Origin of the sequence: Luteibacter aegosomaticola (assembly GCF_023078475.1) — a bacterium.
GTDB classification, from domain to species: Bacteria; Pseudomonadota; Gammaproteobacteria; order Xanthomonadales; family Rhodanobacteraceae; genus Luteibacter; species Luteibacter aegosomaticola.
This window is the reverse complement of sequence record NZ_CP095741.1, coordinates 3,664,927-3,688,372: the sequence shown is the minus strand read 5'-3', so window position 1 is coordinate 3,688,372 and position 23,446 is coordinate 3,664,927. Positions and strand designations below refer to the sequence as shown.

The 23,446-nt window shown below is 65.4% G+C and carries 16 protein-coding genes; all 16 read left to right on the top strand.

Features of this window, described 5'->3' with window-relative positions; translation table 11 throughout:
- The first annotated feature begins 2 nt into the window (after positions 1–2).
- On the top strand, positions 3–6,536 hold the full coding sequence (locus L2Y96_RS16390; protein ID WP_247328293.1) for an Hpt domain-containing protein: 6,534 nt from the start codon (positions 3–5) through the stop codon (positions 6,534–6,536).
- The gene (locus tag L2Y96_RS16385) at positions 6,529–8,250 is read left to right on the top strand and encodes a chemotaxis protein CheB (RefSeq protein ID WP_247328291.1); all 1,722 of its coding nucleotides are present in this window, start codon (positions 6,529–6,531) and stop codon (positions 8,248–8,250) included. Before L2Y96_RS16390 ends, L2Y96_RS16385 begins: the two co-directional genes overlap by 8 nt.
- The gene (locus L2Y96_RS16380) at positions 8,247–8,717 is read left to right on the top strand and encodes a chemotaxis protein CheW (protein ID WP_247328289.1); all 471 of its coding nucleotides are present in this window, start codon (positions 8,247–8,249) and stop codon (positions 8,715–8,717) included. The genes L2Y96_RS16385 and L2Y96_RS16380 overlap by 4 nt, the downstream gene beginning before the upstream one ends.
- A 156-nt stretch (positions 8,718–8,873) precedes the next feature.
- Positions 8,874–9,065, top strand: a complete 192-nt coding sequence (gene hemP, locus L2Y96_RS16375) for a hemin uptake protein HemP (RefSeq protein WP_425492627.1) — start codon at positions 8,874–8,876, stop codon at positions 9,063–9,065.
- Between the two features lie 90 nt (positions 9,066–9,155).
- On the top strand, positions 9,156–9,719 hold the full coding sequence (locus L2Y96_RS16370) for a hypothetical protein (protein ID WP_247328285.1): 564 nt from the start codon (positions 9,156–9,158) through the stop codon (positions 9,717–9,719).
- A 240-nt stretch (positions 9,720–9,959) separates the two neighbouring features.
- Entirely contained in the window at positions 9,960–11,231 is a 1,272-nt protein-coding gene (locus tag L2Y96_RS16365; RefSeq protein WP_247328282.1) for an efflux RND transporter periplasmic adaptor subunit, read from the top strand.
- A 33-nt stretch (positions 11,232–11,264) separates the two neighbouring features.
- Positions 11,265–11,981: an ABC transporter ATP-binding protein gene (locus L2Y96_RS16360; protein ID WP_247328279.1), complete on the top strand. Its 717-nt coding sequence runs from the start codon at positions 11,265–11,267 to the stop codon at positions 11,979–11,981.
- Between the two features lie 29 nt (positions 11,982–12,010).
- Positions 12,011–13,318 (top strand): ABC transporter permease, encoded by a 1,308-nt coding sequence (locus tag L2Y96_RS16355; RefSeq protein WP_247328276.1) that lies wholly within the window; start codon positions 12,011–12,013, stop codon positions 13,316–13,318.
- 12 nt (positions 13,319–13,330) lie between these two features.
- On the top strand, positions 13,331–14,551 hold the full coding sequence (locus L2Y96_RS16350) for an ABC transporter permease (protein ID WP_247328273.1): 1,221 nt from the start codon (positions 13,331–13,333) through the stop codon (positions 14,549–14,551).
- A gap of 24 nt (positions 14,552–14,575) precedes the next feature.
- Positions 14,576–15,886 (top strand): ABC transporter permease, encoded by a 1,311-nt coding sequence (locus tag L2Y96_RS16345; protein WP_247328270.1) that lies wholly within the window; start codon positions 14,576–14,578, stop codon positions 15,884–15,886.
- Complete coding sequence (locus L2Y96_RS16340; RefSeq protein WP_247328267.1) at positions 15,886–17,106, top strand: ABC transporter permease; 1,221 nt, start codon at positions 15,886–15,888, stop codon at positions 17,104–17,106. The genes L2Y96_RS16345 and L2Y96_RS16340 overlap by 1 nt, the downstream gene beginning before the upstream one ends.
- Positions 17,096–18,406 (top strand): ABC transporter permease, encoded by a 1,311-nt coding sequence (locus L2Y96_RS16335; RefSeq protein ID WP_343218419.1) that lies wholly within the window; start codon positions 17,096–17,098, stop codon positions 18,404–18,406. The genes L2Y96_RS16340 and L2Y96_RS16335 overlap by 11 nt, the downstream gene beginning before the upstream one ends.
- 1 nt (position 18,407) lies before the next feature.
- Entirely contained in the window at positions 18,408–19,622 is a 1,215-nt protein-coding gene (locus L2Y96_RS16330; RefSeq protein ID WP_247328265.1) for an ABC transporter permease, read from the top strand.
- A gap of 60 nt (positions 19,623–19,682) precedes the next feature.
- Complete coding sequence (locus L2Y96_RS16325; RefSeq protein WP_247328263.1) at positions 19,683–21,017, top strand: sigma-54-dependent transcriptional regulator; 1,335 nt, start codon at positions 19,683–19,685, stop codon at positions 21,015–21,017.
- Between the two features lie 40 nt (positions 21,018–21,057).
- Positions 21,058–22,422 carry a sensor histidine kinase gene (locus L2Y96_RS16320; protein ID WP_343218418.1) on the top strand — a complete coding sequence of 455 codons (1,365 nt, stop codon included), beginning with the start codon at positions 21,058–21,060 and terminating at the stop codon, positions 22,420–22,422.
- A gap of 51 nt (positions 22,423–22,473) precedes the next feature.
- Complete coding sequence (locus tag L2Y96_RS16315) at positions 22,474–23,439, top strand: SPFH domain-containing protein (protein WP_247328260.1); 966 nt, start codon at positions 22,474–22,476, stop codon at positions 23,437–23,439.
- Positions 23,440–23,446: the final 7 nt, after the last annotated feature.

Genomic DNA, 23,446 nt, shown 5'->3' with positions numbered 1-23,446 from the left:
CAGTGAGACTTCAAGACCATACCGATTTCACCACGCTGCACTGGGTCAAGGCGGAGCTCGACGACGCCTTGTCCAAGGCACGCCAGGCGCTCGAGTCGTACGTCGAGGATTCCCACGACACCTACGTCATGCACACCTGCGCCGCAGACCTCCACCAGGTCCACGGCACGCTGCGCATGGTCGAGCTGTATGGCGCGGCCATGGTCGTGGGCGAAATGGAGCAGCTTGTCGCGGCGCTCATCAGCGACCGCGTGGCCAACCGTGATGAAGCCTATGCCGCCCTGATGCGCGGCATGATGCAGATGCCCGATTACCTCGAGCGCCTGCAGAGCGGCCATCGCGATGTGCCTATTGTGCTGCTGCCGCTCCTTAACGACCTGCGCGCCAGCCGTGGCGAGCAGTCGCTCGACGAATCTGCGCTGTTCACGCCGAACCTTGATTCCCCGCTGCCGCTCGGCGCGCCGGGCGCCGCCGATCCGGCGGTGGCCGAAGCCCACAGGGGCGAACTGCCGGAACTCCGCGCGCGCTTCCAGCAGCAGTTGCTGATGTGGTTCCGCGGGCAGGGCAGTGATCGCCAGCTGCTCGGCATGCGTGCCACGCTCGATAGCATCGCTGCTCGTTGCTACACCATCGCGGGCCGTCGCCTGTGGTGGATCGCCGCCGGTGTGCTCGAAGGCCTTGAGCGCGGCGTGCTGCGTGCGCATGAAAAGGACGTGCGCCAGCTGATCGGCCGCGTCGACCGCTCCATCCGCGAGCTCGTGGATGGTGGCGAGGAAGCCATGCTCACGGGCGATTCGGATGAACTCGCCCGCAAGCTTCTCTATTACGTCGCGCAGGCCAAGTCCGGCAGCGATCGCATCGACGAGCTGCGCCAGGCTTACCGCCTGGATGGCCTGCTGCCGCGTGCGGCCGAGGTCGAGCACGCCCGTGGTTCCATGTCGGGCCACAACCGCCAGCTCCTCGATACGGTGTCCGCCGCGATCAAGGAAGACCTGCTGCGCGTCAAGGAATCCCTGGACCTGTTCCTGCGCCGTCCCGACGGTGACCCGGGCCAGCTCGGTCCGCAGGCCGACGTGCTCGATCGCGTGGGCGATACGCTGGGCATGCTTGCCCTGGGCGTCCCGCGTCGTGTCGTGGGCGAACAGCGCCGGATCCTCGGTGAGATCGCCACGGGCGCGCGTGCGCCGGACGAAGAATCCCTGCTCGACGTGGCGGGTGCGCTTCTGTACGTCGAAGCCTCGCTCGATGACCACATTGAACGCCTCGGCGCGGAAGGCGATACGCCGTTGTCCGATAGCGGCCCGTCGCCGCTCCCGCGCAGCGAAGCGCGCCACATCCTTACCGCGCTGATGCGCGAAGCCACCGCGAACACCTCGAAGGTCAAGGACGCCATCGTCGCCTTCGTCGAATCGCAGTGGAACCATGACGAGCTTGCCGGTGCGCCGGAGCTCATGGCTGAAATCGGCGGCGCCATGCGCATGCTGGGCGCGCCGCGCCCGGGCGATCTCGCCGACGGCATCGGCTTGTTCATCCACCGCGAGCTGCTCGGTGATCGCCGCGTGCCGAACGGTGCCCAGATGGACCGCCTGGCCGATGCCGTGGCCGCACTCGAGTACTACCTTGAAGCCGCCCGCGAACATCGTGGTGGCCTGGACCACATTCTTGACGTAACCCAGCAGAGCCTGGCCGAGCTCGGCTACTGGCCCGTGCCGGTCGATGAGGCCAGCGAGGGCCTTGGCAGCGACGCCATCGAAGACATCGAGGCCGCCGCCGTCGAGCACATCGCAGTGCCGTCCAGCAGTGCGGATGCCGGCGAAGCCGTGTCCAGCTTTGCCGATAGTTTCGATCTTGTCGACGAGCCGCCGACCGACGCCGAAGTGGCGGCAGCGGCTGCCGCCGCCACGACTGCCACGCCCTCCGGCGCGGACGAGGAGTGGGTGGAGATCGAGGAAGAAATCGAACAGGAAGTCGGTGGCGACGCCGGCGTGGCCGACTTTGCGGGCTTCCAGATCACCGTCGACGGTATCGACGACGAGATCCGCGAAATCTTCCTTGAGGAAACCCAGGAAGAAATCGATAACCTGCGCAAGGCGCTTGCCTCGTGGGTTGCCGACCCGGAACGCGCGGATGCGCTGATCCCGATCCGTCGCTCCTTCCACACCCTGAAGGGTTCCGGCCGGTTGGTCGGCGCCCGCCTCCTGGGCGAGTTCGCCTGGAAGGTCGAGAACATGCTTAACCGCGTGCTCGATGGCACGATCGCTCCGAACGAAGGCGTGCAGGCGCTCGTCCGCCACGCGGTGGATGCCCTGCCGCAGTTGAAGGCGGCACTGGAAGGCGATACCCAGGTGACGGCGCCGATCGCCGCGATCATGGAGACCGCCGACCGCCTCTCGCTGGGCGACACGGCGTTCGTCGAAGACGTTGCACGCAACGCGGTGCAGAAGGTCCGCACCAAGGTGAAGCGCCGCGTGCTGCGCGACACGATCGCCGCCGTGCCCACCGCCGCGTTCGCTGGCTACGGCCAGGCCACGCCGGCCGAGCCGGAACCCGCGCCGGCCGAAGAACCGATCTACACCGCACCGCCGCTCCCGCCGGTCGATGCCGTGCTGCTTGATATCCTGCGCACGGAAGTCGCTCAGTACCTGAATATCATCCGCGCGAACCTCGCTCGCGCTGGCGATGGCGAACTGCCGGTGGACGATGGCCTGCTGCGTGCCGTGCATACGTTGCACGGCGCGATCGGCATGGTCGATATCCCGGTGCTGATCCAGGTGCTTGCCCCGCTGGAAGGCCTGATCAAGCGCGTTCGCGCGAGCGGCGTGCCGCTGCGCCCGGCCGGCGTGGATGCGCTGACCGACGCGGCCGATCTCGTCGATCACGTCATGGACCTCTTCGATACCGAAGACCCGCGCGTGCCGGACGTGTCGGCCCTGGCTGCCCAGATCATCGCCCTGCGCGATGAGCAGCCGGAAGCCACGGTCGCCCATATCCTTTATGAGCCCGACCCGCTGCCGCTCGACGATGAGCCGGTGGCCGAAGCGTCGGCCTACGAGGCACCCGTCGTCGAGCAGCCGTTGGTCGACGAACTGGCTTTCGATGCACCTGCGTTCGAAGCGCCGTTCGTTGCCGAGCCCATCGAGGACGTATCGGAAACCCCGGTGGTCGCGGAAGCGTCCCCCGAGGCACCTGCCGCCGAGCCGCTCTCCGAGCTTGACGAAGCCGAACTTGAAGCCTTCCTCAACGAGGAAACCCGCTTCGATGCCGACGTTCGCGAAGCCGAAGCGCATCTGGCCCAGCATGCTGCCGACGAGGCAGCGCACGCCCACGACGCGCACGTGCCGGAGCCGGTCGTGGGCGACTCGCTCGAAGCCGAGCTGGAAGCCATGCTGGCGGGCGAACTCGCCGATCTGGACGCGGCCGCAACGCCCGAGCCGTCGGACGATGCCCAGCCGACGGATTTCGTTGCGTCGTTGGACCTGCCCGAGTCGCTGGAGCTGTCCGAGCCGGAATCGGTCGAGCCGGAACAGACCGAGCCGGCGTTCGCCGTGTCCGACGAGCCGCAGCCGCTCGTCGACGCCGACGAACCAGTGGCTCTGGATGCCGAGCTGGCGCCGATCGAGCTGACGCCGATCAACCTTGTCGACAACGAGCACGACCTGACGGCCGAGCTGCTGGCGTCGTTCGAAGGGTTCTCCGTCGAGCCGCCGCCGGTCGACGTGACGCCCATTACGCAGTACGACCCGAACGAAGAGGCTGCCTGGCGCAACCTCGTCGGTGAAGCCCAGGTCGAATCGCGCATCGCCTTCGACGAGCCGCCGGTCGTTGATACGACGCCCTCGGTCGAAGCTGAAGCTGAAGCCGAGTCTGAGATCGAAGCCGAGCTGCCGCAGCCGATGTCGCACGACGGCGACGTCCTGCACACCGACGACGGCCTCCTCGAGGAAGTCCCGTTCGCCGACGCTCCGTCCAGCGAAGCCGAAACCGAAGAACCGCAGGTCGAAGCGACTACCGCTCCCGAAGCCTATGCTGTCCACGCAGAGGAAGAAGAACCGGTCGTCATCGAAGACCAGTCCCACGAGCCTATCGCCGAGCCGGTGCACACTCCGGTCGAAGACGAAGCGCCGGCACTCGTGCCGGAGCTCTCGCCATACGCCGACATCGACCCCGATCTCCTCGAAGTGTTCGTGGAAGAAGCGCGTGAGATCCTCGACCAGGCCGATGCTTCGCTGGCAGGCTGGCGCTCGGAGCCGCAGCAGGGCGAGCATGTCGCCGCCTTGCAGCGCGACCTCCACACGTTGAAGGGCAGCGCACGCATGGCGGGCCTTGCTACCGTGGGCGATTTCTCGCACGCGATGGAAGCCCTGCTCGATGCGGTCGCCGGCGGCCAGCGCGAAAGCGATGGCCCGGCCATCGAGGCGATGGAGAACGGCTTCGATCGCCTGCACCGCATGATCGTGGCGATCTCGAAGGATCAGCCCATCGGCATCAGCGAGGCGGACATCGAACCGTTCGCGCGCCTTGCCGGTGCTCCGATCGCGCCCGATACGGTCACGGCCGAGAGCTATCGCGAAGAACGCGAAGCCGCGGCACAGCCGGAGGCCTATACACCGGCCGCTCCGCAGCCCGAGCCCGTGCCTGTCCTCGACCGCGTGTTGCCCGACCTTCTCCCGGAAATGGAGGAGGAAGAGCTCCAGCGTGCTTCGCAGGAACAGATCCGCGTCCGCGCGGACATGCTCGATACGCTGGTGAACCACGCCGGCGAAGTGTCGATCTACCGTTCGCGCCTGGAACAGCAGACGGCCAGCTTCCGTTCGACCCTTACCGAGCACGAACAGACGGTAAGCCGCCTGCGCAGCCAGCTGCGCATGCTCGAAATCGAGACCGAAACGCAGATCATCGCGCGTTACCACCAGGAGAACCGCGATACGGCGGCCACGTTCGATCCGCTCGAACTCGATCGCTTCTCGCAGCTCCAGCAGTACTCGCGTGCGCTCGCCGAATCGGTCTCCGACCTTGTGTCGCTGCAGACCATGATGGACGACCTGACCCGCCAGACCGAAACGCTGCTGTTGCAGCAGCAGAAGGTCAACGCGGAGCTGCAGGAAGGCCTCATGCAGACGCGCATGTTGCCGTTCGACGCGATGGTGCCAAACCTTCGCCGCACGCTGCGCCAGGCCGCCTCGGATGTGGGCAAGCGCGCCCAGCTGGTGGTGGAAGGCGCCAACGGCGAAATGGACCGCAACATGCTCGACCGCATCAAGGCGCCGTTCGAGCACATGCTGCGCAACGCGGTTGCCCACGGCATCGAAGCGCCGGACGCGCGCGAAGAAGCGGGCAAGAACCCAGAAGGCACCGTTCGCATCCAGGTGGCTCGTGAAGCCACGGAAGTGGTCGTGCGCCTCTCCGATGACGGTGCCGGCATGGATCGCGACGCGATCCGTGAAAAGGCGATCGAGCGCGGCCTGCTGCGCCCGGATGCCCGTGTTTCCGACGACCAGATCTTCCAGCTCACCCAGGTCCCGGGTTTCTCCACCGCGGAGAAGGTCACCCAGGTGGCGGGCCGTGGCGTCGGCATGGACGTGGTCGCCAACGAGATCAAACAGCTCGGCGGCACGCTGGCGATCGAATCGCAGCGCGGCACGGGTACGACCTTCGTGATGCGCCTGCCGTTTACCCTCGCGGTGACCCAGGCCCTGATCGTGCGTATCGGTGAAACCAACTTCGCCATCCCGATGACCTCGGTGCATGGCGTGGCCAAGGTCGAGCCGAACGAGCTGGCCCATCGCATGGCGGATACCGATCCGCTGTTCGAGTACGCCAGCGAGGACTACGCGATCCACGACCTGCCACAGCTGCTCGGCATGCACATCATCGGCTCGCCTGATGATGGCGATATCCCGCTGCTGCTCGCCCGCTCGGGCGATCTCCGCGCCGCCATCCGCGTGGATGCCGTGCTCGGTTCGCGCGAAATCGTGGTCAAGCCGGTCGGTCCGCAGGTCAGCTCGGTCCCGGGTATCCTCGGCGCCACCATCATGGGTGACGGCTCGGTGCTCATGATTCTCGACCTCGCCCCGCTCGTCCGTCACGGCGTTGCGCGCCGGGCGTTCGAGGCCGAGGCGGCCATCCCGCATGCCCCGCGCAAGCAGGACGAAGTACGCGTCAAGCCGCTTGTCATGGTGGTCGATGATTCGATCACCATGCGCAAGGTGACCGGTCGCGTGCTGGAACGCCACGAGTTCGAGGTGATGACGGCGAAGGACGGTATCGACGCGCTTGAAAAGCTCAACGAACGCGTGCCCGACCTCATGCTGCTCGATATCGAGATGCCGCGCATGGATGGCTATGAGCTCGCCACGGCCATGAAGGCCGACGAGCGCCTGGCCGGGGTTCCGATCATCATGATCACCTCGCGTACGGGCGATAAGCACCGCCAGCGCGCGTTCGACATCGGTGTGGACCGTTACATCGGCAAGCCCTACCAGGAGAACGACCTGGTGGTGCAGATCAACGACGTGCTCGGAGTAACCCATGGTTGAACGCGAGCCGTCCGTCGCGCTGCTCTTCGATGACGCGGGCCTATCGGCCCACCTGCGCGACGCCCTCGTCGCGCAGGGCGCGCGGATCGTTTACGAGTCCGACCTGAAGGCCTTCGCTCCGGCAGAACTCGTCGGCTCGTCGGCCGATGTCGTGGTCGTCGACCTGGACGATCCCAGCGACGACGACCTCGATCGCCTGTACGAGACGGTCGAGGGTGGGCACCCGCGCCTCGTCTTCAACGATGCCGATGCCAGCCGCACGCTGGAAGGCTGGGACCGCGCCCGTTGGGCGCGCCACCTTGCCGCGAAGCTTGTGGGCGTGTCGCCGCTTGATCCGCCGCGCCCGGAAGATGCCCGTGCCATCGAGCCGCGTATCGCCGCGCTCGCAAGCGAGCCCGCGCCGGCGGAAGAAGCCCTTGCCGAACCGGTGGCTGGCGACCTGTCGATCACGGGCGTGCACGGGTATCCCGAGGTGCCAGCGTTCGAAGCCGGTGCCGCCGAGCCGCTCGTGTCGCTCGACGCCGTCGCGGATATCGAGAGCGATGTCGCGGATGAACTCGAGTTTTCCACGCCCCTTGCCGACCCGGTCGAAGAAGGGGAGGGCGGTGATGTCGTTGACCTCGCCGCTGAGCTCGAAGCCGCACTAGCCGAGTCTGGCGCGGCAAACGTGCATGGCACCGACGGGATTGACGATCTCCCGTCCATGCCGCTTGAGTTGACCGACCTCGCGTCGCTCGACCTTTCAGGTTTTGAAGTCGTCGACGAATCGCCGGCGCCCACGGCGCCCGTCGAACGCGAGTTCGATGCAAGCCAGTTCAGCCTGGCACCCGTGGACGAGGCTATCGCCGACACGGTTGCGGAGGCGTCGCCCAAGCTCGAAATCACCTCGCGCACCACGGATTACGTGCCGCCGCCGGTCCCTGAGTGGGATCTGGTGGACCACGACACGATCGTGCCTGAAGCAGCGCCCCGTCCGGACGCATCGGAGTTCGGCATCGAAACCATGACGGCCGCCGAATTCCTCGCGCAGGATGTCGTCGACGATGGCAGCGTGGCGATTGAACCGGGCCTCAAACTGGAACTGGTTTCGCTGGAAGAGGCTATCGCGCCCAGCACGGACGGAAAGTTCACCCACGAAATGATCCTCGAGACCAGCACCCGAGCGGTTCGCCGCGTGGTGGCGTTGGCCGGTGGCGTGGAGAGCGAGGACGCGATCCGCCTGTTCCTCGCGGCCATGCCGGGAAGGCTGCCGGCGACCATCCTGGTCGCGGCACACCACACCGGCGATACCGCCGCGCTGGTGCAGCGGCTCGGGCGTGGGCAGGTAGCCGCCGATGGCGTGCCGACGGCGCATGGCGAGGTCCTGATCGTTCCTCGTGGGGCCCATGTCCAGGTCCGCCGCGATGGCACCGTCAGCGTGCGCGACGACGGTAGCGCCTACAACGCGGCTGGCCCTTCGATCGACGGCATTCTCAGCACGCTCGCCGGAGGCTTCGGCGCGGATGCGCTGGCAATTGTGTTTGCAGGGCAGGGTAACGATGCCGTCGCGGGTTCGCAGGCGGTGTATGACGGTGGTGGCCGCGTCTGGGTTCAGGCTGTTCCACCCGAAGACGAGCGCGGCCACATGGTCACGGGCATCCGCGAGGAGCGCGTGGCCGGCTACGCAGGCGATGTCGCCGCGCTGGCCAGGAAACTGAACGAGGAATTCCCATGAGCGAACCGTTACCGCGCGAAATCCGCTGCGTCCTGATTCCCAGCGGTGGCCTGCGCCTGCTGCTGCCGAACGCCGCCGTGGCCGAAGTGATCACCCTTGCCGGTGTCGAGCCCGTGGCGGATGCCCCTGAGTGGCTGGCTGGCCGCATCGAGTGGCGCGGCTGGCACATCCCGCTGGTCAGCTTCGACCACGTGGCGAAGCTGCCCGAGGACGCCGCGCCGCAGGCGGCGCGCGTGGCCGTGCTCAAGGCCATCGGCAACCGTGCCGAGATGCCTTACATCGCCGTGCTCACCCACGGCTTCCCGCGCCTGACCACGCTCAACGCGGAGCTCCTCCTGCCCACCCACGACGGGCACGACCTGCCGTTCGGTGTCCGCGCCTACGTGCTGGTCCGCGACGACACGGCCGTGATCCCGGATCTCGAGGCCATTGAAGCCACGCTCGTGGACATGCAGGAAGCCGCCTGATCCCTACCGCAAGCGTGCCCCTAGCCTGTAGGTGTAGGAGCGCGCTTGCGCGCGATCAGCGCCGATACGAGCGGTAAGCCACAAAAGGCTTGACTCGTAATTGAGAATCATTATCATCAACTCCGCACCCTCACTTGCGGAGAGTTAGCCATGTTGATGAGAAGCCTTCCCCTGAACGAAGCCGCCGGCCGCGACAAGGTCGTGCCGCTGCGCGCTGTCGCCGCCACCGCCCGCCGTATCGAAAGCAAGAACCTCCTCGATGGTTCTCGCGAGCTCGTCATTGAGCACCAGGGCGCGGAGTACCACCTGCGCCTGACGCGCAACGACAAGCTCATCCTCACCAAGTAATCCCGCTTTCATCTCCCCGACGCCAAGCCACGCGGGCCTCCCCTCGCCGCCAGCCAGGCATCTCTTACAGGCCGTCACCGGGAGACGCCCATGTTCGGTTGGCTCGCATCCTTTGGCGTGCAGTCGCGCGCTCGCAACGGTTCCATGACCCGCTGGCTCGCGGTACCGCCGCGCACGCTGGTGGAGGGACTCGGCCAGTTGGGGGGAGTGCTTTACCTCGCGCCGCCGTCCACCCGTTGCCCCGACCAGGCCGTGCCGCCCGCCGGCTGCCTCGTCGAGAACGTGGAACTGGCACCGCTCATGTCCACGCATTGTGTGGGGCTAACCTGCGCGGTCACCGCCGAAGGTCCCCGTGAGTGGCTTGATTGCGTCAGCGCGGACGGCGACACGCTCGCGCGTATCTATCTGCTCCCCGATACCGATTACCTCGCATGGGACGGCCTGTTCGCCGGTGCCACGCCCGTCGACGCGCCGGACCGCCGCGCGCCGGATCGCGACTGGCTGCGCGCATGCCGTGCCCGCGTGCTCAGCTTCCAGCGTCGCCGCCTCGTCGGTTTCGATGTCCTCGGCGCGCGTGAAGTCAGCATTTCTTCGCTGGGCCGCGGCGTCGCCCGCGATATCGCCGTCTCGGAATCCGTCGCGATTTCCCGCTGATACCTGCACTTGTAGGAGCGCGCTGGCGCGCGATGGGGGCTTGCGGCACGCCCCATCGCGCGCAAGCGCGCTCCTACGACAGCTGGCGGTGACCGTTGTGGGTTCGGGTACTGTCCGGACACCTGTCCGCGGACACCGCGAATGAACGAGTGCTTGTCTGTAACTTGCGGAAATAAAGCGAGTTTTTAGGTTGGCACGCGGCTTGCTCAAGTCCCTGGCAAGTACTCCAGGGAAGCCGCCATGATCCGAGACACCTCCGCCCAGGACCGCCTTGTCGCGGTCGCCCCCAACCGCTACCGCAAGCTGATCATCGCCGGTGGCGCGCTGGCGGTGCTGGTGGCCATTGGTTTCTCCATTCCGAAGATTGCGACGATGTTCTCCGCGGACACGTCGGTCAGTGCTTCACGCCTCTCGTTCGGCACCGTGACCCGTGGGCCCTTCGTTCGCGATATCGCCGCCGAAGGCAAGGTTGTCGCTGCGGTCAGCCCCACCATGTATGCGCCTTACGGCGGTGCCGTGGTCATGCAGGTGCATGCCGGCGATGTGGTGAAGAAAGGCCAGGTGCTCGCGGTCGTTACCAGCCCGGAGCTCACCAACAAGCTCGCGCAGGAACAGTCGGCGGCCGATGCCATGGAAGTCGAATACCTGCGCGCGCAGGTCGATGCCCGCAAGAAGCGCTCGGAGTTGCAAAAGGCTTACGACAGCGCCGTGGTCGACCAGACCGCCGCCGCGCGCGACCTCAACCGTTATCAGGGTGCGTTCGACAAGGGCGCGGTCTCGAACACTGACGTCGACAAGGCGAAGTCCGCACTCGACAAGGCAGCGATTACACAGAAGCACGCGCAATCCGATCTGACGATCGACAACGATAGCCTGACCTTCGATATCCAGGCCAAGAAGCTCGCGCACGATCGCCAGGTCTTGCTGGTAAAAGACCTGCAGCGCCAGGTCGATGATCTCAACGTTAAATCGCCGGTCGACGGCCAAGTCGGCCAGCTCTTCATCGCCGAGCGCGCCACGGTGGCCAAGGACGCGCAGCTGGTCAGCGTCATCGACCTGACCGCGCTCGAAGTCGAGATGAAGGTGCCTGAGAGTTTTGCTCGTGACCTCGCCATCGGCATGCCCGGCGAGATCACCGGCAACGGCAAGGAATGGAAGGGCAAGGTCAGCGCCATCTCGCCCGAAGTGGTGAATGGCGAGGTTGCAGCCCGCCTGCGCTTCGATGGCCAGTCGCCGCAGCAGCTGCGCCAGAGCCAGCGCCTGTCCGTGCGCATCCTGCTCGATCACCGCGAAAACGTGCTCACCGTGCAGCGTGGCTCGTTCGTCGATGAAAGCGCTGGCCGCTACGCTTATGTCGTCAACGACGGCATGGCCGATCGCCGTGATATCCGTGTCGGTGCCAGCAGCATCGACAAGGTCGAAATCCTGGACGGCCTGAAGGAGGGTGACAAGATCGTCATCTCCGGTGCCGACACCTTCGGTGACGCCAAGCACGTCGCCATCGCCCGCTGACCGTTCAAACCACTTATCCACGAGGGAACCGACATGCTGAAGATGAACCACCTCGCCAAGGTCTACCGCACGGAAGTCGTCGAGACCTACGCGCTGCGCGATTTCAACATCGACGTGAAGGAAGGCGAGTTCGTCGCCGTCACCGGCCCGTCGGGTTCGGGCAAGACCACCTTCCTCACCATCGCGGGCCTGCTCGAAACCTTCACCGGTGGCGAATACCACCTGGATGGCATCGAGGTAAGCCAGCTCAACGACAACGCCCGTTCGAAGATCCGCAACGAAAAGATCGGCTTCATCTTCCAGGCGTTCAACCTGATCCCCGACCTCAACGTCTACGACAACGTGGAAGTGCCGCTGCGCTATCGCGGCATGAAGGGGCCGGAGCGCAAGCAGCGGATCATGGACGCGCTGGAGCGCGTTGGCCTGGCCGCGCGTGCCCGCCACTATCCGGCCGAACTCTCCGGTGGTCAGCAGCAGCGCGTCGCCATTGCCCGCGCGTTGGCCGGTTCGCCCCGCCTGCTCCTGGCCGACGAACCGACCGGTAACCTGGATACGCAGATGGCCCGCGGCGTCATGGAGCTGCTTGAGGAGATCCACCGCGAAGGCGCCACCATCGTCATGGTCACCCATGATCCCGAACTCGCCGCCCGCGCCCAGCGCAACGTGCACGTGATCGATGGCCAGGTGGTGGACCTCTCCGAAGAGCCGCGCTTCCACGCCCATACGCACGCCCATACCGCCCGTTCCTGATCCCTGGCCCTGCGCCGAAGGTGGCCCCCATGTTCGCCTATTACCTCCAGCTGGGCCTGCGTAGCCTGCGCAAGAACCCGATGCTCACCGCCCTTATGGTGATGGCCATCGGTTTCGGCGTGGCCGCATCGATGACGACGTACTCGGTATACCGCGCCACGTCGCGTGATCCGATCCCGCAGAAGTCGCACGTTCTGTACAACACGCAGGTCGATGCGTTCGGTCCGGAGAACATCGAGAACGGGGAGCCGCCGCCGTCGCTGTCGTATATCGACGCCACCGCGATCTACCGCGCCCACAAGGCGGCCCGCCAGTCGATCATCTACCCGGTGAACGTCTCGGTGATCCCGGATGATCCGTCCCGCCTGCCCATGCGCGAAGGTGCGTACGCGAACGGCGCCGACATGTTCGACATGTTCGATGTGCCGTTCATCCAGGGCCGGGGCTGGACCCGTGACGACGACGAAAAGCACGCCAGCGTCGTGGTGATCTCGCGTGAACTCAACGACAAGGTGTTCAACGGCGGCCAGAGCGTCGGCAAGCAGATCAACCTTGATGGCCGTCTGTTCCAGATCGTCGGTGTGATCGACAACTGGGCACCGCAGCCGGTGTTCTTCGACGTACCGAACACGGGTGGCTTTGACGACGGCGCGGCGGTGTTCATGCCGTTCACTCGCGCCATCGATCTGCAGCTGCCCACCAACGGCAACAATAACTGCGTGAAGGAGCCGGAGCAGGGGTGGGATGGTTACCTGCATTCGGAGTGCATCTGGCTTTCGCTGTGGAGCGAGATGAGCTCACAGAGCGAAGTGGATGCCTACCGCAACTACCTCAACGGCTATGCCGCTGAACAACAACGCGCCGGCCGCTGGAACTGGGCGCCGAACGTGAAAGTGCGCAATGTCGTCGACTGGCTCGATGTGCAGAAGGTCGTGCCGAAGGAATCGTCGATCTCGCTGATCGTCTCGCTTGGCTTCCTTGCGATCTGCCTGGTCAATACGGTGGGTCTGTTGCTGGCGAAGTTCATGCGTCGTGCGCCGGAGATCGGTGTCCGCCGTGCCCTGGGGGCGTCGCGTGCCACGATCTATGCGCAGTTCCTGATCGAAGCAGGATCCGTCGGTGTGGCGGGTGGCTTGCTCGGCCTGATACTCACGGGCCTGGGTACCCTCGGGACCAAGCTGGTCTTCCCCGAGCGCATCGCCCACCTGGCCACGCTCGATCCCACGCTGATCGCCCTGACGTTGCTGACCGCTATTGGCGCCTCGGTGATCGCCGCTTTCTATCCCACGTGGCGCGCCGCTCAGGTGCAGCCGGCGTGGCAGCTGAAGTCCAACTAAGGGCACGCTGGCATGAATCTCCAGATCAAACCCATCCTCTCCGCGCTGCGCAGGCATAAGGCCGGCACCATCCTCATCGCGCTGCAGATCGCGCTGACGCTGGCGATCGTGTGCAACGCGCTCTTCATCGTCCACCAGCGCGTCGACCGGGTAAACCGCACGACCGGCATGGACGAAAGCAATGTCATCGCGGTGCTGAACCGCTACGTGGGTAAGCCGGATAGCTTCATTCCGCTGACCCAGACCGACGTGGCAGCGCTGCGCAACATCCCGGGCGTGGAATCCGCCTATAGCACCAACGCCTACCCGCTGCGTCAGGGCGGCTGGTCGACCGGCATGCAGATCGATCCGAACAAGACCAAGGACAGCGTGCCCAGCGCCCTGTACTTCGTCGACGAGCAGGCGCTCAAGACCCTGGGTGTGAAGCTGATCGCCGGGCGCAACTTCAACCCGTCCGAGGTCGTGACCGTGGGACCGCAGAGTACGCCTGCGCCGCCGCAGGTGATCATCACCAAGGCGATCGCGGATAAGCTTTTCCCGGGGGTGAGCGCACTGGGCAAGACCATCTATTACGCGAAGGGCAAGCCCTCCACCGTCATCGGCATCGTCGAGAAGCTGACCGTGCCCTGGGTAGAGTGGGACCACATGGATAACGTGACCCTGATGCCGGTGCGCTTCGACAGTGGCTACCAGCAGTTCCTGATCCGCACCAAGCCGGGCCAGCAAGATGCCGTGTTCAAAGCGATCCCGGGGGCTCTTTTCAAGGTCAGCCGCATGCGCGTGTTGCCGGAGAAGTACGGCCTGCGCACCTTCGAAACCGTGCGCGCCAAGGCGTATGAAGCCGATCGCGGCATGGCGATCCTGATGAGCATCGTGTGCGCCGTGCTGCTGGCGATCACCGCGGCCGGTATCGTGGGTCTGTCGAGCTTCTGGGTGGGGCAGCGTCGCAAGCAAATCGGCGTGCGTCGTGCGCTGGGTGCGCGCCGCTCCGATATCCTCAGCTACTTCATGACCGAGAACTTCCTGATCGCCCTGGGTGGCGCGGTGGTTGGTACCGCGCTGGCGCTCGGCCTCAGCCAGTGGATGCTTACGCACTTTGAGATGCCCCGCGTGTCGGTCACCTATGTGGGCGTGGGCGTGGTGTTGCTGCTGGCGCTCGGCCAGGCCGCGGTGTTCGCCCCGGCGCTGCGAGCCTCGAAGGTCTCGCCGGTGGAAGCGACGCGGAGCGTCTGATCCGCGTCACCTGAAGGAGTAGTGATGTTCGGTTATTACCTCGAGCTGGCCTTGCGTAGCCTTAAGCGAAGCAAGGCCCTCACGGCGCTCATGGTGCTGGCGGTGGCGATGGGCATTGGTGCCTGCATGACCACGCTCACCGTGCTGCACGTGGTGTCGGGCGACCCGATCCCGGAGAAGAGCCACGCGCTGTTCACGCCGCAGCTTGAGCCGCGCGACAAGGACAATGGCTTTTATTCCCGTGGCGAGCCCCCGGAGCAGGTTTCCTGGCAAGACGGCATGGCCTTGCTGAAGGCGCATCGTGCGGATCGCCAGGTGCTGATGACCGGTGGCATGGCGCCCGTGCAGCCGGCCAATCCGTCACAGGATCCGTTCTTTGTCCACGCCAGGTATACGACGGCCGAGTTCTTCGCGATGTTCGATGTGCCGTTGAAGTACGGCCACACATGGTCGGCGACGGAGGATGAGCGTCGGGAACGCATCGCAGTCATCAGCAGCGATCTCAACGAGAAGCTGTTCCATGGCGAGGACAGCACGGGCCGGACGGTGCGCTTCAACGGTGCGGACCTGCGCGTGATCGGTGTCATCGAACCCTGGCGACCACACCCGCATTTCTACGACCTCAACGCCGGTAATTACGCCGAGAGCGAGGACGTCTACATGCCCCTTGGCACGGCGCGTGACATCCGCGGACCGCGCGCCGGTTCGCGCGATTGCTGGGGCGTGGGCGCCAACGTGGAGGAAACCACGCTCGAAACGTCGAACTGCACCTGGTTGCAGCTGTGGGTCGAAATCGATGATCCCGCCCACGTTGCCGCCTACAAAGCGTTCCTCGTCCACTATTCGGAAGACCAGCGGGCGGCTGGTCGCTTCCTTATGCCGGTGAACGTACGTTTGCGCAACGTCGTCGAGTGGCTGGATTTCCAGAAGGTGGTGCCCAGTGATGTGCACCTGCAGGTCTGGCTCGCCCTGGGTTTCTTCGTGGTCTGCCTCGTGAACACCGTCGGGTTGATGCTTGCCAAGTTCATGCGCCGCTCGGCCGAAGTGGGCGTACGCCGCGCCCTGGGTGCCTCGCGGGGCGCCGTCTTCGCCCAGCTTGTGACTGAGGCGGGCATCGTTGGCGTCGCCGGTGGTGTCGGTGGCCTGCTGCTGGCCCTGTGCGGCCTGTGGATGGTTCGGCAGCAGCCCGACCAGTACGCATCGCTCGCCCACCTGGACATGGACATGCTCGTCGCCACGTTCGCCGTTGCCATCGGCGCCACGGTCGTGGCGGGCCTGTTGCCGGCCTGGCGCGCCTGCCAGATCACTCCCGCCCTTCAGCTGAAGAGTCAGTGATGCTCGATATCCGTCCCATCCTGTCGACGCTTCACCGCCACAAGGTGACCGCGGTCCTGCTGGTCCTGGAAATCGCGCTGACGTGCGCGATCGTCTGCAATGCGGTGTTCCTTGTGCGCCAGCGGCTTGACTGGATGCACATCAGCTCGGGCGTGGACGAGGCGAACGTGGTGGATGTCCGCCCCGTGAACATCGGCGACACGCCTGACATGCACGGGCGAATCAATGGGACCCTGGCCGCCCTGCGTACCATTCCCGGTGTGGACCAGGTGACGCTCGCGAACCAGATTCCGTTGGGCAAGGAGTCCTGGAATTCGGGCATCAAGCTGGACCCGAACGTCGTCGCCCCAGTGATGAACGTGACCAACTACTACGGCGAGAACCTGTTGCCGACCCTGGGTGCCGAGATGCTCGAAGGGCGCAACTTCCGCTCGGATGAGTATGCGTGGCTCGACGACATTACCGGCGGCAGCAAGGACGTCATCATTCCCCACGTCGCCATCGTCACGAAGTTCGTAGCCGACCGGCTCTTCGAAGGCCATGCGCTAGGCAAGACGATCTACTACGACGACATCCCGCTGCAGATCATTGGTGTCACGCAAGACATCGCACGGCCGAACGTCAACGATCGCGCCACCACCTATGGAAGCATCTTCCTGCCCGTACGCATGACCGAAGGCCTGGGTGCCACCTACGTTTTCCACACGAAGCCGGGGCAGGCCGATAGCGTCATCAAGGCGGCCGTCGCGAAGTTGCGCGAGATGGATCCGAATCGCGTGATCCTGAGCAAGCGGCACTACAGCGACGTGCGCGACACCTTCTTTGCCAGCGACCGCGCCATGACGAGGCTCCTCGTGGGCGTGTGCATCGCACTGCTGATCGTGACCGCACTAGGCATCGTGGGCCTCGCCAGCTTCTGGGTTTCGCAGCGCAGGCGGCAGATCGGTGTGCGCCGGGCGTTGGGGGCCACGCGCGGCGACGTCCTGCGCTACTTCCAGACCGAGAACTTCCTGCTGGCGACGATGGGTATCGTTCTGGGCATGCTGCTGGCCTACGGGATCAACATCGTGTTGATGGTGCGCTACGAACTCCCGCGCCTGCCGGTGACTTACTTGCCGCTGGGCGCCGTGGTCCTGTGGCTCCTGGGACAGGCGGCGGTGTACGCGCCCGCCCAGCGCGCCTCGCGCGTACCACCGGTCGAGGCTACCCGTGGGAACTGAGTTCGCTTACTACCTCGAGATGGCGGTGCGCAGTTTGCGCCGGAACCCCATGCTCACGCTGCTCATGGTGGTCGCCGTGGCCCTGGGCATCGGCGCGTGCATGACGACGCTAACGGCGCTGCACGTGCTCAACGGCGATCCCCTGCCGGGCCGTAGCGGCAGCATCTACATGCCACGCATGGAGCCGCGCAGCGCGGATTCTGTGAACGAGCCGCTCCCGCCCGACCAGGTGACGTGGACCGATGGCATGGCGTTGTTGCACGCCCGTCGCGCGACACACCAGGCGCTCATGTTGGGTGGCGAGGTGACACTCCGGCCCGATGATCCGTCGATCGATCCGTTCATCATGCCTGCGCGCTATACCAGTGCCGATTTCTTTCCGATGTTCGACGTGCCGTTCCAGTTCGGACAGGGCTGGGCGGCCGCCGACGACGAGAACCGCGCCCATATCGCGGTAATCAGCGATGCGTTGAATCTGCGTCTCTTCGGCGGCGGCAACAGCGTAGGGCGATCCATCCAGGTTAACGACACGTCGCTGCGCGTTGTCGGTGTCCTGCGGCCGTGGCGTCCAATACCGCATTTTTATGACGTGAACGTGGGTGCATTCGCAAGCGGCGAGGATGTTTTTGTACCGCTGACCACGGCGCGCCAGACACAGCTTCCACGTGCCGGTGGCATCCATTGCTGGGGGGCAGGCAGTACGGAAGAGGTCAAGATGGAAACGGCGCAGTGTGCGTGGCTGCAGTTCTGGGTACAGCTGGATTCGCCAGCCGCCGCCGGTGCCTACCTGGCTTATCTGAACGATTACGTCCGCGAACAGCACGCATTGGGCCGCTTCGAACTGTTGAAGCCAGCCCAGCTGACGAGCGTCGAGGCACTGATGGATGAAGAGGGCGTCGTGCCTAGCGACGTACGGCTGCAGTTCTGGCTCGCCTCTGCGTTCTTCGTCGTCTGCCTGGTGAACACTGTTGGCCTGATGCTGGCGAAGTTCCTGCGTCGCGCGGGAGAGCTTGGCGTGCGCCGCGCACTCGGTGCCTCCCGGCGCGATATCTTCACCCAGCTGTTGGTGGAGGCCGGCATGATCGGTCTGGCTGGCGGGGTGGTGGGTCTGGCGCTTGCCTGGGTTGGCCTCTTGCTTGTCCGCCTGAACCCCAACCGCAGTGCGCAGCTCGCCCACATGGATCTATCCATGTTACTCACCACGTTCGTGCTATCAGTGCTTGCGGCGTTGCTTGCTGGACTGTTGCCAGCATGGCGCGCCTGCCAGGTGCCTCCGGGCCTCCATCTGAAGAGCCAGTGACATGCGCCTTGATATTGCTCCCATCTTGGCGGCCCTGCGTCGTCACCGGATCACCTCGACGCTGCTGGTCCTCCAGATCGCCCTGACCTGCGCCATCGTGTGCAACGCCGTGTTCCTGGTGACTGACCGGATACGTTGGATGGATACGCCTAGCGGCATCGATGAAGACCGCATCGCAGCCATCCGCATGTCCACGCCGGGGCAGGGTGTGGATATCCATGCGCGTGCCGAGGCCGATCTTGCGGCCCTGCGCGCCGTCCACGGCGTCGAGGATGTGTCGACGATCAATTCGCTACCGTTCGGTGGGCGCTCGTGGACGTCCGGAGTCCGTCTGGATCTCAGCGAAAAAGTGCCGGTTGCCAGTATGGCTATGTACTACGGCGAACGTGCGCCACAACTGCTCGGCGCCCAGCTGCAGGAAGGACGCTGGATCCGACCGGATGAATACGGATGGATCGACGACATCGCGACGAAGAAAGTAGCTTCATCGCACGTGGTCATGCTGACCCAGCCGGCCGCTACGCGCCTGTTCCCCGGGAAAGACGCGGTGGGGCAAATGATCTACGTGGGCGACGATGGTTATCGTGTGGTCGGTATCGTTCGCCGCCTCGCCAATGCGGACCTCAACCGGGCCACCATCGGCGAGGCCATCATCACACCCTTTCGCATGCTGCCTACGTACGGTGCTGGCTACGTGATTCGTACAGCGCCGGGACAGGCCGGCACGGTGCTCGCCGCCGCTGCGGCGGCCTTGAAGAAGGTGGACGCACGGCGTGTTGTGACGGAAAAGACGACGTACGCCGAAGTTCGCAGCGATTTCTTCGCCAGCGACCGGGCCCTTGCGGCCATGCTGGTGGGTGCTTGTGTGGTGTTGCTGGCGATTACCGCCCTGGGCATCGTGGGTCTCGCGAGTTTCTGGGTAGCTCAACGGCGCCGTCAGATTGGCGTGCGCCGCGCGCTAGGTGCTACCCGTGGCGACGTGTTGCGCTATTTCCAAACGGAGAATTTCCTGCTGGCTAGCATGGGAATTGCTTTAGGTATGGTGTTGGCCTACGGGATGAACGTGGTGCTGATGGTGCATTACGAGCTCCCCCGGCTGCCTTGGGGCTATCTGCCAGCCGGGGCCCTGTCCCTGTGGCTGCTAGGCCAGCTAGCGGTACTGGCTCCCGCCCTCCGTGCCGCCGCGGTCTCGCCCGTGGAGGCGACCCGTGGCTAGAATGGGCATTGCAACCTTTTCCCGGGGAGACGCATCCATGACCGCATGCAAAGGAACCGAATGCGCTGCGTACTGATCATCGATGACAACCCCGCCGTGGGCGAGGCGCTGTCGCTTGCGCTCAGCCTGCGCGATATCCGCCCGCTGGTGGCGCTTACCCCTGAGGATGGCTTGGCCACGCTCGCCCGCGAGCGGGTCGATGTGGTCATCCAGGACATGAACTTCACCGCCGACACCACGTCGGGCGAGGAGGGCGCGGCGCTGTTCAAGGCGATCCGAGGTCGCTACACCGACCTCCCGGTGATCCTGCTCACCGCGTGGACACACCTGGAGGCGGCCGTGGAACTGGTGAAGGCCGGTGCGGCCGACTATCTCGCCAAGCCGTGGGACGACACCAAGCTACTCGCGACGGTGGAGAACCTGCTCGAGTTGTCCGAAACCACCCGCGAGGTCACGCGTGCGCGCAACGAGCGCCGCCGCCGCCGCGAAGCACTGGAAAGCAAATACGACCTCGACGGCCTCGTGTTCGCCTCCGAGGCCATGAGCCGCACGGTGGAACTGGCCTGCCAGGTGGCGCGTTCCGACGTGCCCGTGCTCATCACCGGCCCGAACGGCGCCGGCAAGGAGCGCATTGCCGCCATCGTGCACGCCAATTCACCGGTGCGCCGTGGGCCTTTCGTGGCCGTCAATTGTGGTGCCTTGCCGGGCGAACTGATCGAAGCCGAGCTATTCGGGGCCGATGCCGGCGCTTACACCGGCGCCAACAAGGCCCGCGAAGGCCGCTTCGAGCTCGCCGATGGCGGCACGCTGTTCCTCGACGAGATCGGCAACCTGCCGCTGCCCGGGCAGATGAAGCTGCTCCGCGTGCTGGAAACCGGCCAGTTCGAGCGCCTGGGTTCGGGCCGCACCCGCCAGGTTAAGGTGCGTGTCGTCAGCGCAACCAATGCCGACCTGAAAGCGATGATCGCCGCCGGCACCTTCCGTGAAGACCTCTACTACCGGCTCAACGTCATTGACGTGAACCTGCCGCCGCTGGCTGAGCGCACGGACGATATCCTCCCGCTGGCCGAGTTCTTCCTCGATGGCCAGGCCGAACTGAGCGAGGACTCGCGCGAGGCGCTGCTCGCCCATGCGTGGCCCGGCAACGTGCGCGAGCTCAAAAACGCTATGGCGCGCGCGGCGCTGCTAGCCGCGGGCGGGCGCATCGAGCCCTCGCACCTCAACCTGCCCGTGCCTACGGCGGCCACCAACCGGAATCTGGACGAGCCCAGCCGCGAATCGGTCGAGGCCGCGCTGGCGACGGCCGGTGGCGTGATCAGCCGTGCCGCCAACAGCCTGGGCCTATCGCGCCAGGCGCTGTACCGGCGGATGGAGCGCTACGGGCTCGCGGTCTGATACGTTCGCACCCATGAAGCGCTTCTCGCTGGAAGGTCGGATGGCCCTTGTCGTCGGCGCCTCGGCGGTCGTGGGAGCGCTCGTGTTCGCGGGTATCGCGATCTGGCCATTCCCGCAGGCCATGGCGTGGCTGGATGAACTCGGCAAACACCCGGGCCACCCCGTCGTCCCGGGCACGCCGCAGCCGTTGGATATGCGCACGGCGCTCATCATCTGCCTGCTCCTGCTCGTACCGCTTTCAGCGTGGATGGCCCACGTGCTCGTCGAGCCCATCCGGCGGCTGATGCGCGCGCTGGAGAGCGCCGTGGCGAGCTATCGCGATGGCGACTACAGCATGTCGATCGGTACCGACCGCATGGACGAGCTGGGTGACCTGATCCGCATGCACAACCAGCTCGGCACGATCCTGCGCGACCAGCGGCAGCACCTCGCCCAGCGAGAGTTGTTGCTCGATACGGTGGTGCAGAACACGCCAGTCGCGCTTGTCCTGACCGACGCCTCGGGCAAGGTCACGTACGCGAACATCGCCGCACGCCACCTGTTCAACGAGGGCAGGGCGCTGGCAGGGCTGGATTTCGCGACCGTGCTGGCCACCATGCCAGAGAATCTGCGCACGGCCGCCGCCGCGGGCGAGGATGCGCTGTTCACCGTGGAAATGGAGGGCAGCGAGGAAACCTTCCATCTTTCGCAGCGTGGCTTCCGCTTGCAGGGGCGCCCGCATCGCTTGCAGCTGTACCGTCGGATGACCCGCGAATTGTCACGCCAGGAAGTGCACACCTGGAAACGCGTCATCCGCGTCATCAGCCATGAGCTCAACAACTCGCTCGCGCCGATTTCATCGTTGTCGCACTCGGGTGCCGAGCTGGCACGCCGTGGCGACCTGGCACGCCTGCCCGGGGTGTTCGCGTCGATCGGCGATCGCGCCAAGCACCTGCATGGCTTCATCTCGGGTTATGCGAGCTTCGCCAAGCTGCCGGCGCCGCAGACGCGCGAAGTCGCCTGGGCGCCGTTTCTCGAGGCACTGGGCCTGCATGCCCGCTTCAAGCTGAGCGCGCCGCCGCCCGAGCATCCCGGCTGGTTCGATCCGACCCAGATCGAGCAGGTGCTGATCAACCTGATCAAAAATGCGCACGAAGCCGGTGGCGACGAAGAGGAAGTGTCACTGGGCGTCCATGTGGTTGGCCGCGATTGCCTGATCGATGTTTCCGACCGGGGGCCGGGCATGAGCGAGACGGTGCTGGCCCAGGCGCTGCTACCGTTCTATTCCACCAAGCGCTCGGGCACGGGCCTTGGTCTGGCCCTCGCCCGCGAAATTTCTGAGGCTCACGGGGGCCGCATCGCCCTGGCCAACCGCGATGGTGGCGGCCTGCGCGTGACCCTGGTGCTACCCGCCGGCCCGCACTGATTCGCTTCGCCTATACTCCCGGGGAATCAACGCCGAAGGGAGAAGGGCACCATGGGAAGCATCGTTGCACTGGTCGTGATCGTCGTCGCGGTCGTCGTCCTCGCCAAACTGATCCGCATCGTGCCGCAGGGCTACGAATGGACTGTCGAAATGTTCGGCAAATACACGGGTACCCTGACCCCTGGCCTGCATTTCCTGATCCCGTTCGTTTACAACATCGGCCGCAAGATGAACATGATGGAGCAGGTGCTCGATGTTCCCTCGCAGGATGTGATCACGAAGGACAACGCCGTGGTCCGCGTCGATGGCGTGGTGTTCTACCAGGTGCTCGATGCCGCCAAGGCCGCCTACGAGGTCGCGAACCTCGAGACCGCGGCGCTGGCGCTCATCATGACCAATATCCGCACGGTGCTCGGCTCCATGGATCTGGATGAAAGCCTTAGCCAGCGCGATGCCATCAACGCCAAGCTGCTCACGGTCATCGATGAAGCGACCCACCCGTGGGGCGTCAAGGTTACCCGCATCGAGATCAAGGATATTTCGCCCCCGCGCGACCTGGTCGATGCGATGGCCCGGCAGATGAAGGCCGAGCGTGAGAAGCGCGCCAACATCCTCGATGCCGAGGGCTTCCGCCAGGCCGCGATCCTCAAGGCCGATGGTGAGAAGCAGTCGGCCATCCTGGAGGCGGAAGGCAAGAAGGAGGCCGCGTTCCGTGAAGCAGAGGCGCGCGAGCGCCTGGCCGAAGCGGAAGCCAAGGCGACCACCATGGTGTCCGATGCCATCGCGGGTGGTGACGTCAACGCACTGAACTACTTCGTTGCCACGAAGTACGTGGAAGCGCTGGTGGAAATGGCCAAGAGCCCGAACCAGAAGACCCTGCTGCTGCCGATGGAATCCACTGGCATCCTGGGCTCGCTGGCCGGCATCGCCGAGCTGGCGAAGGATTCGCTGGGCAGCCAGCGGTCGCAGGCCCAGGTGGCCCCGCAGCCGCCGCGCACGCCGCCACAGGTACGCTAAGCCGCCA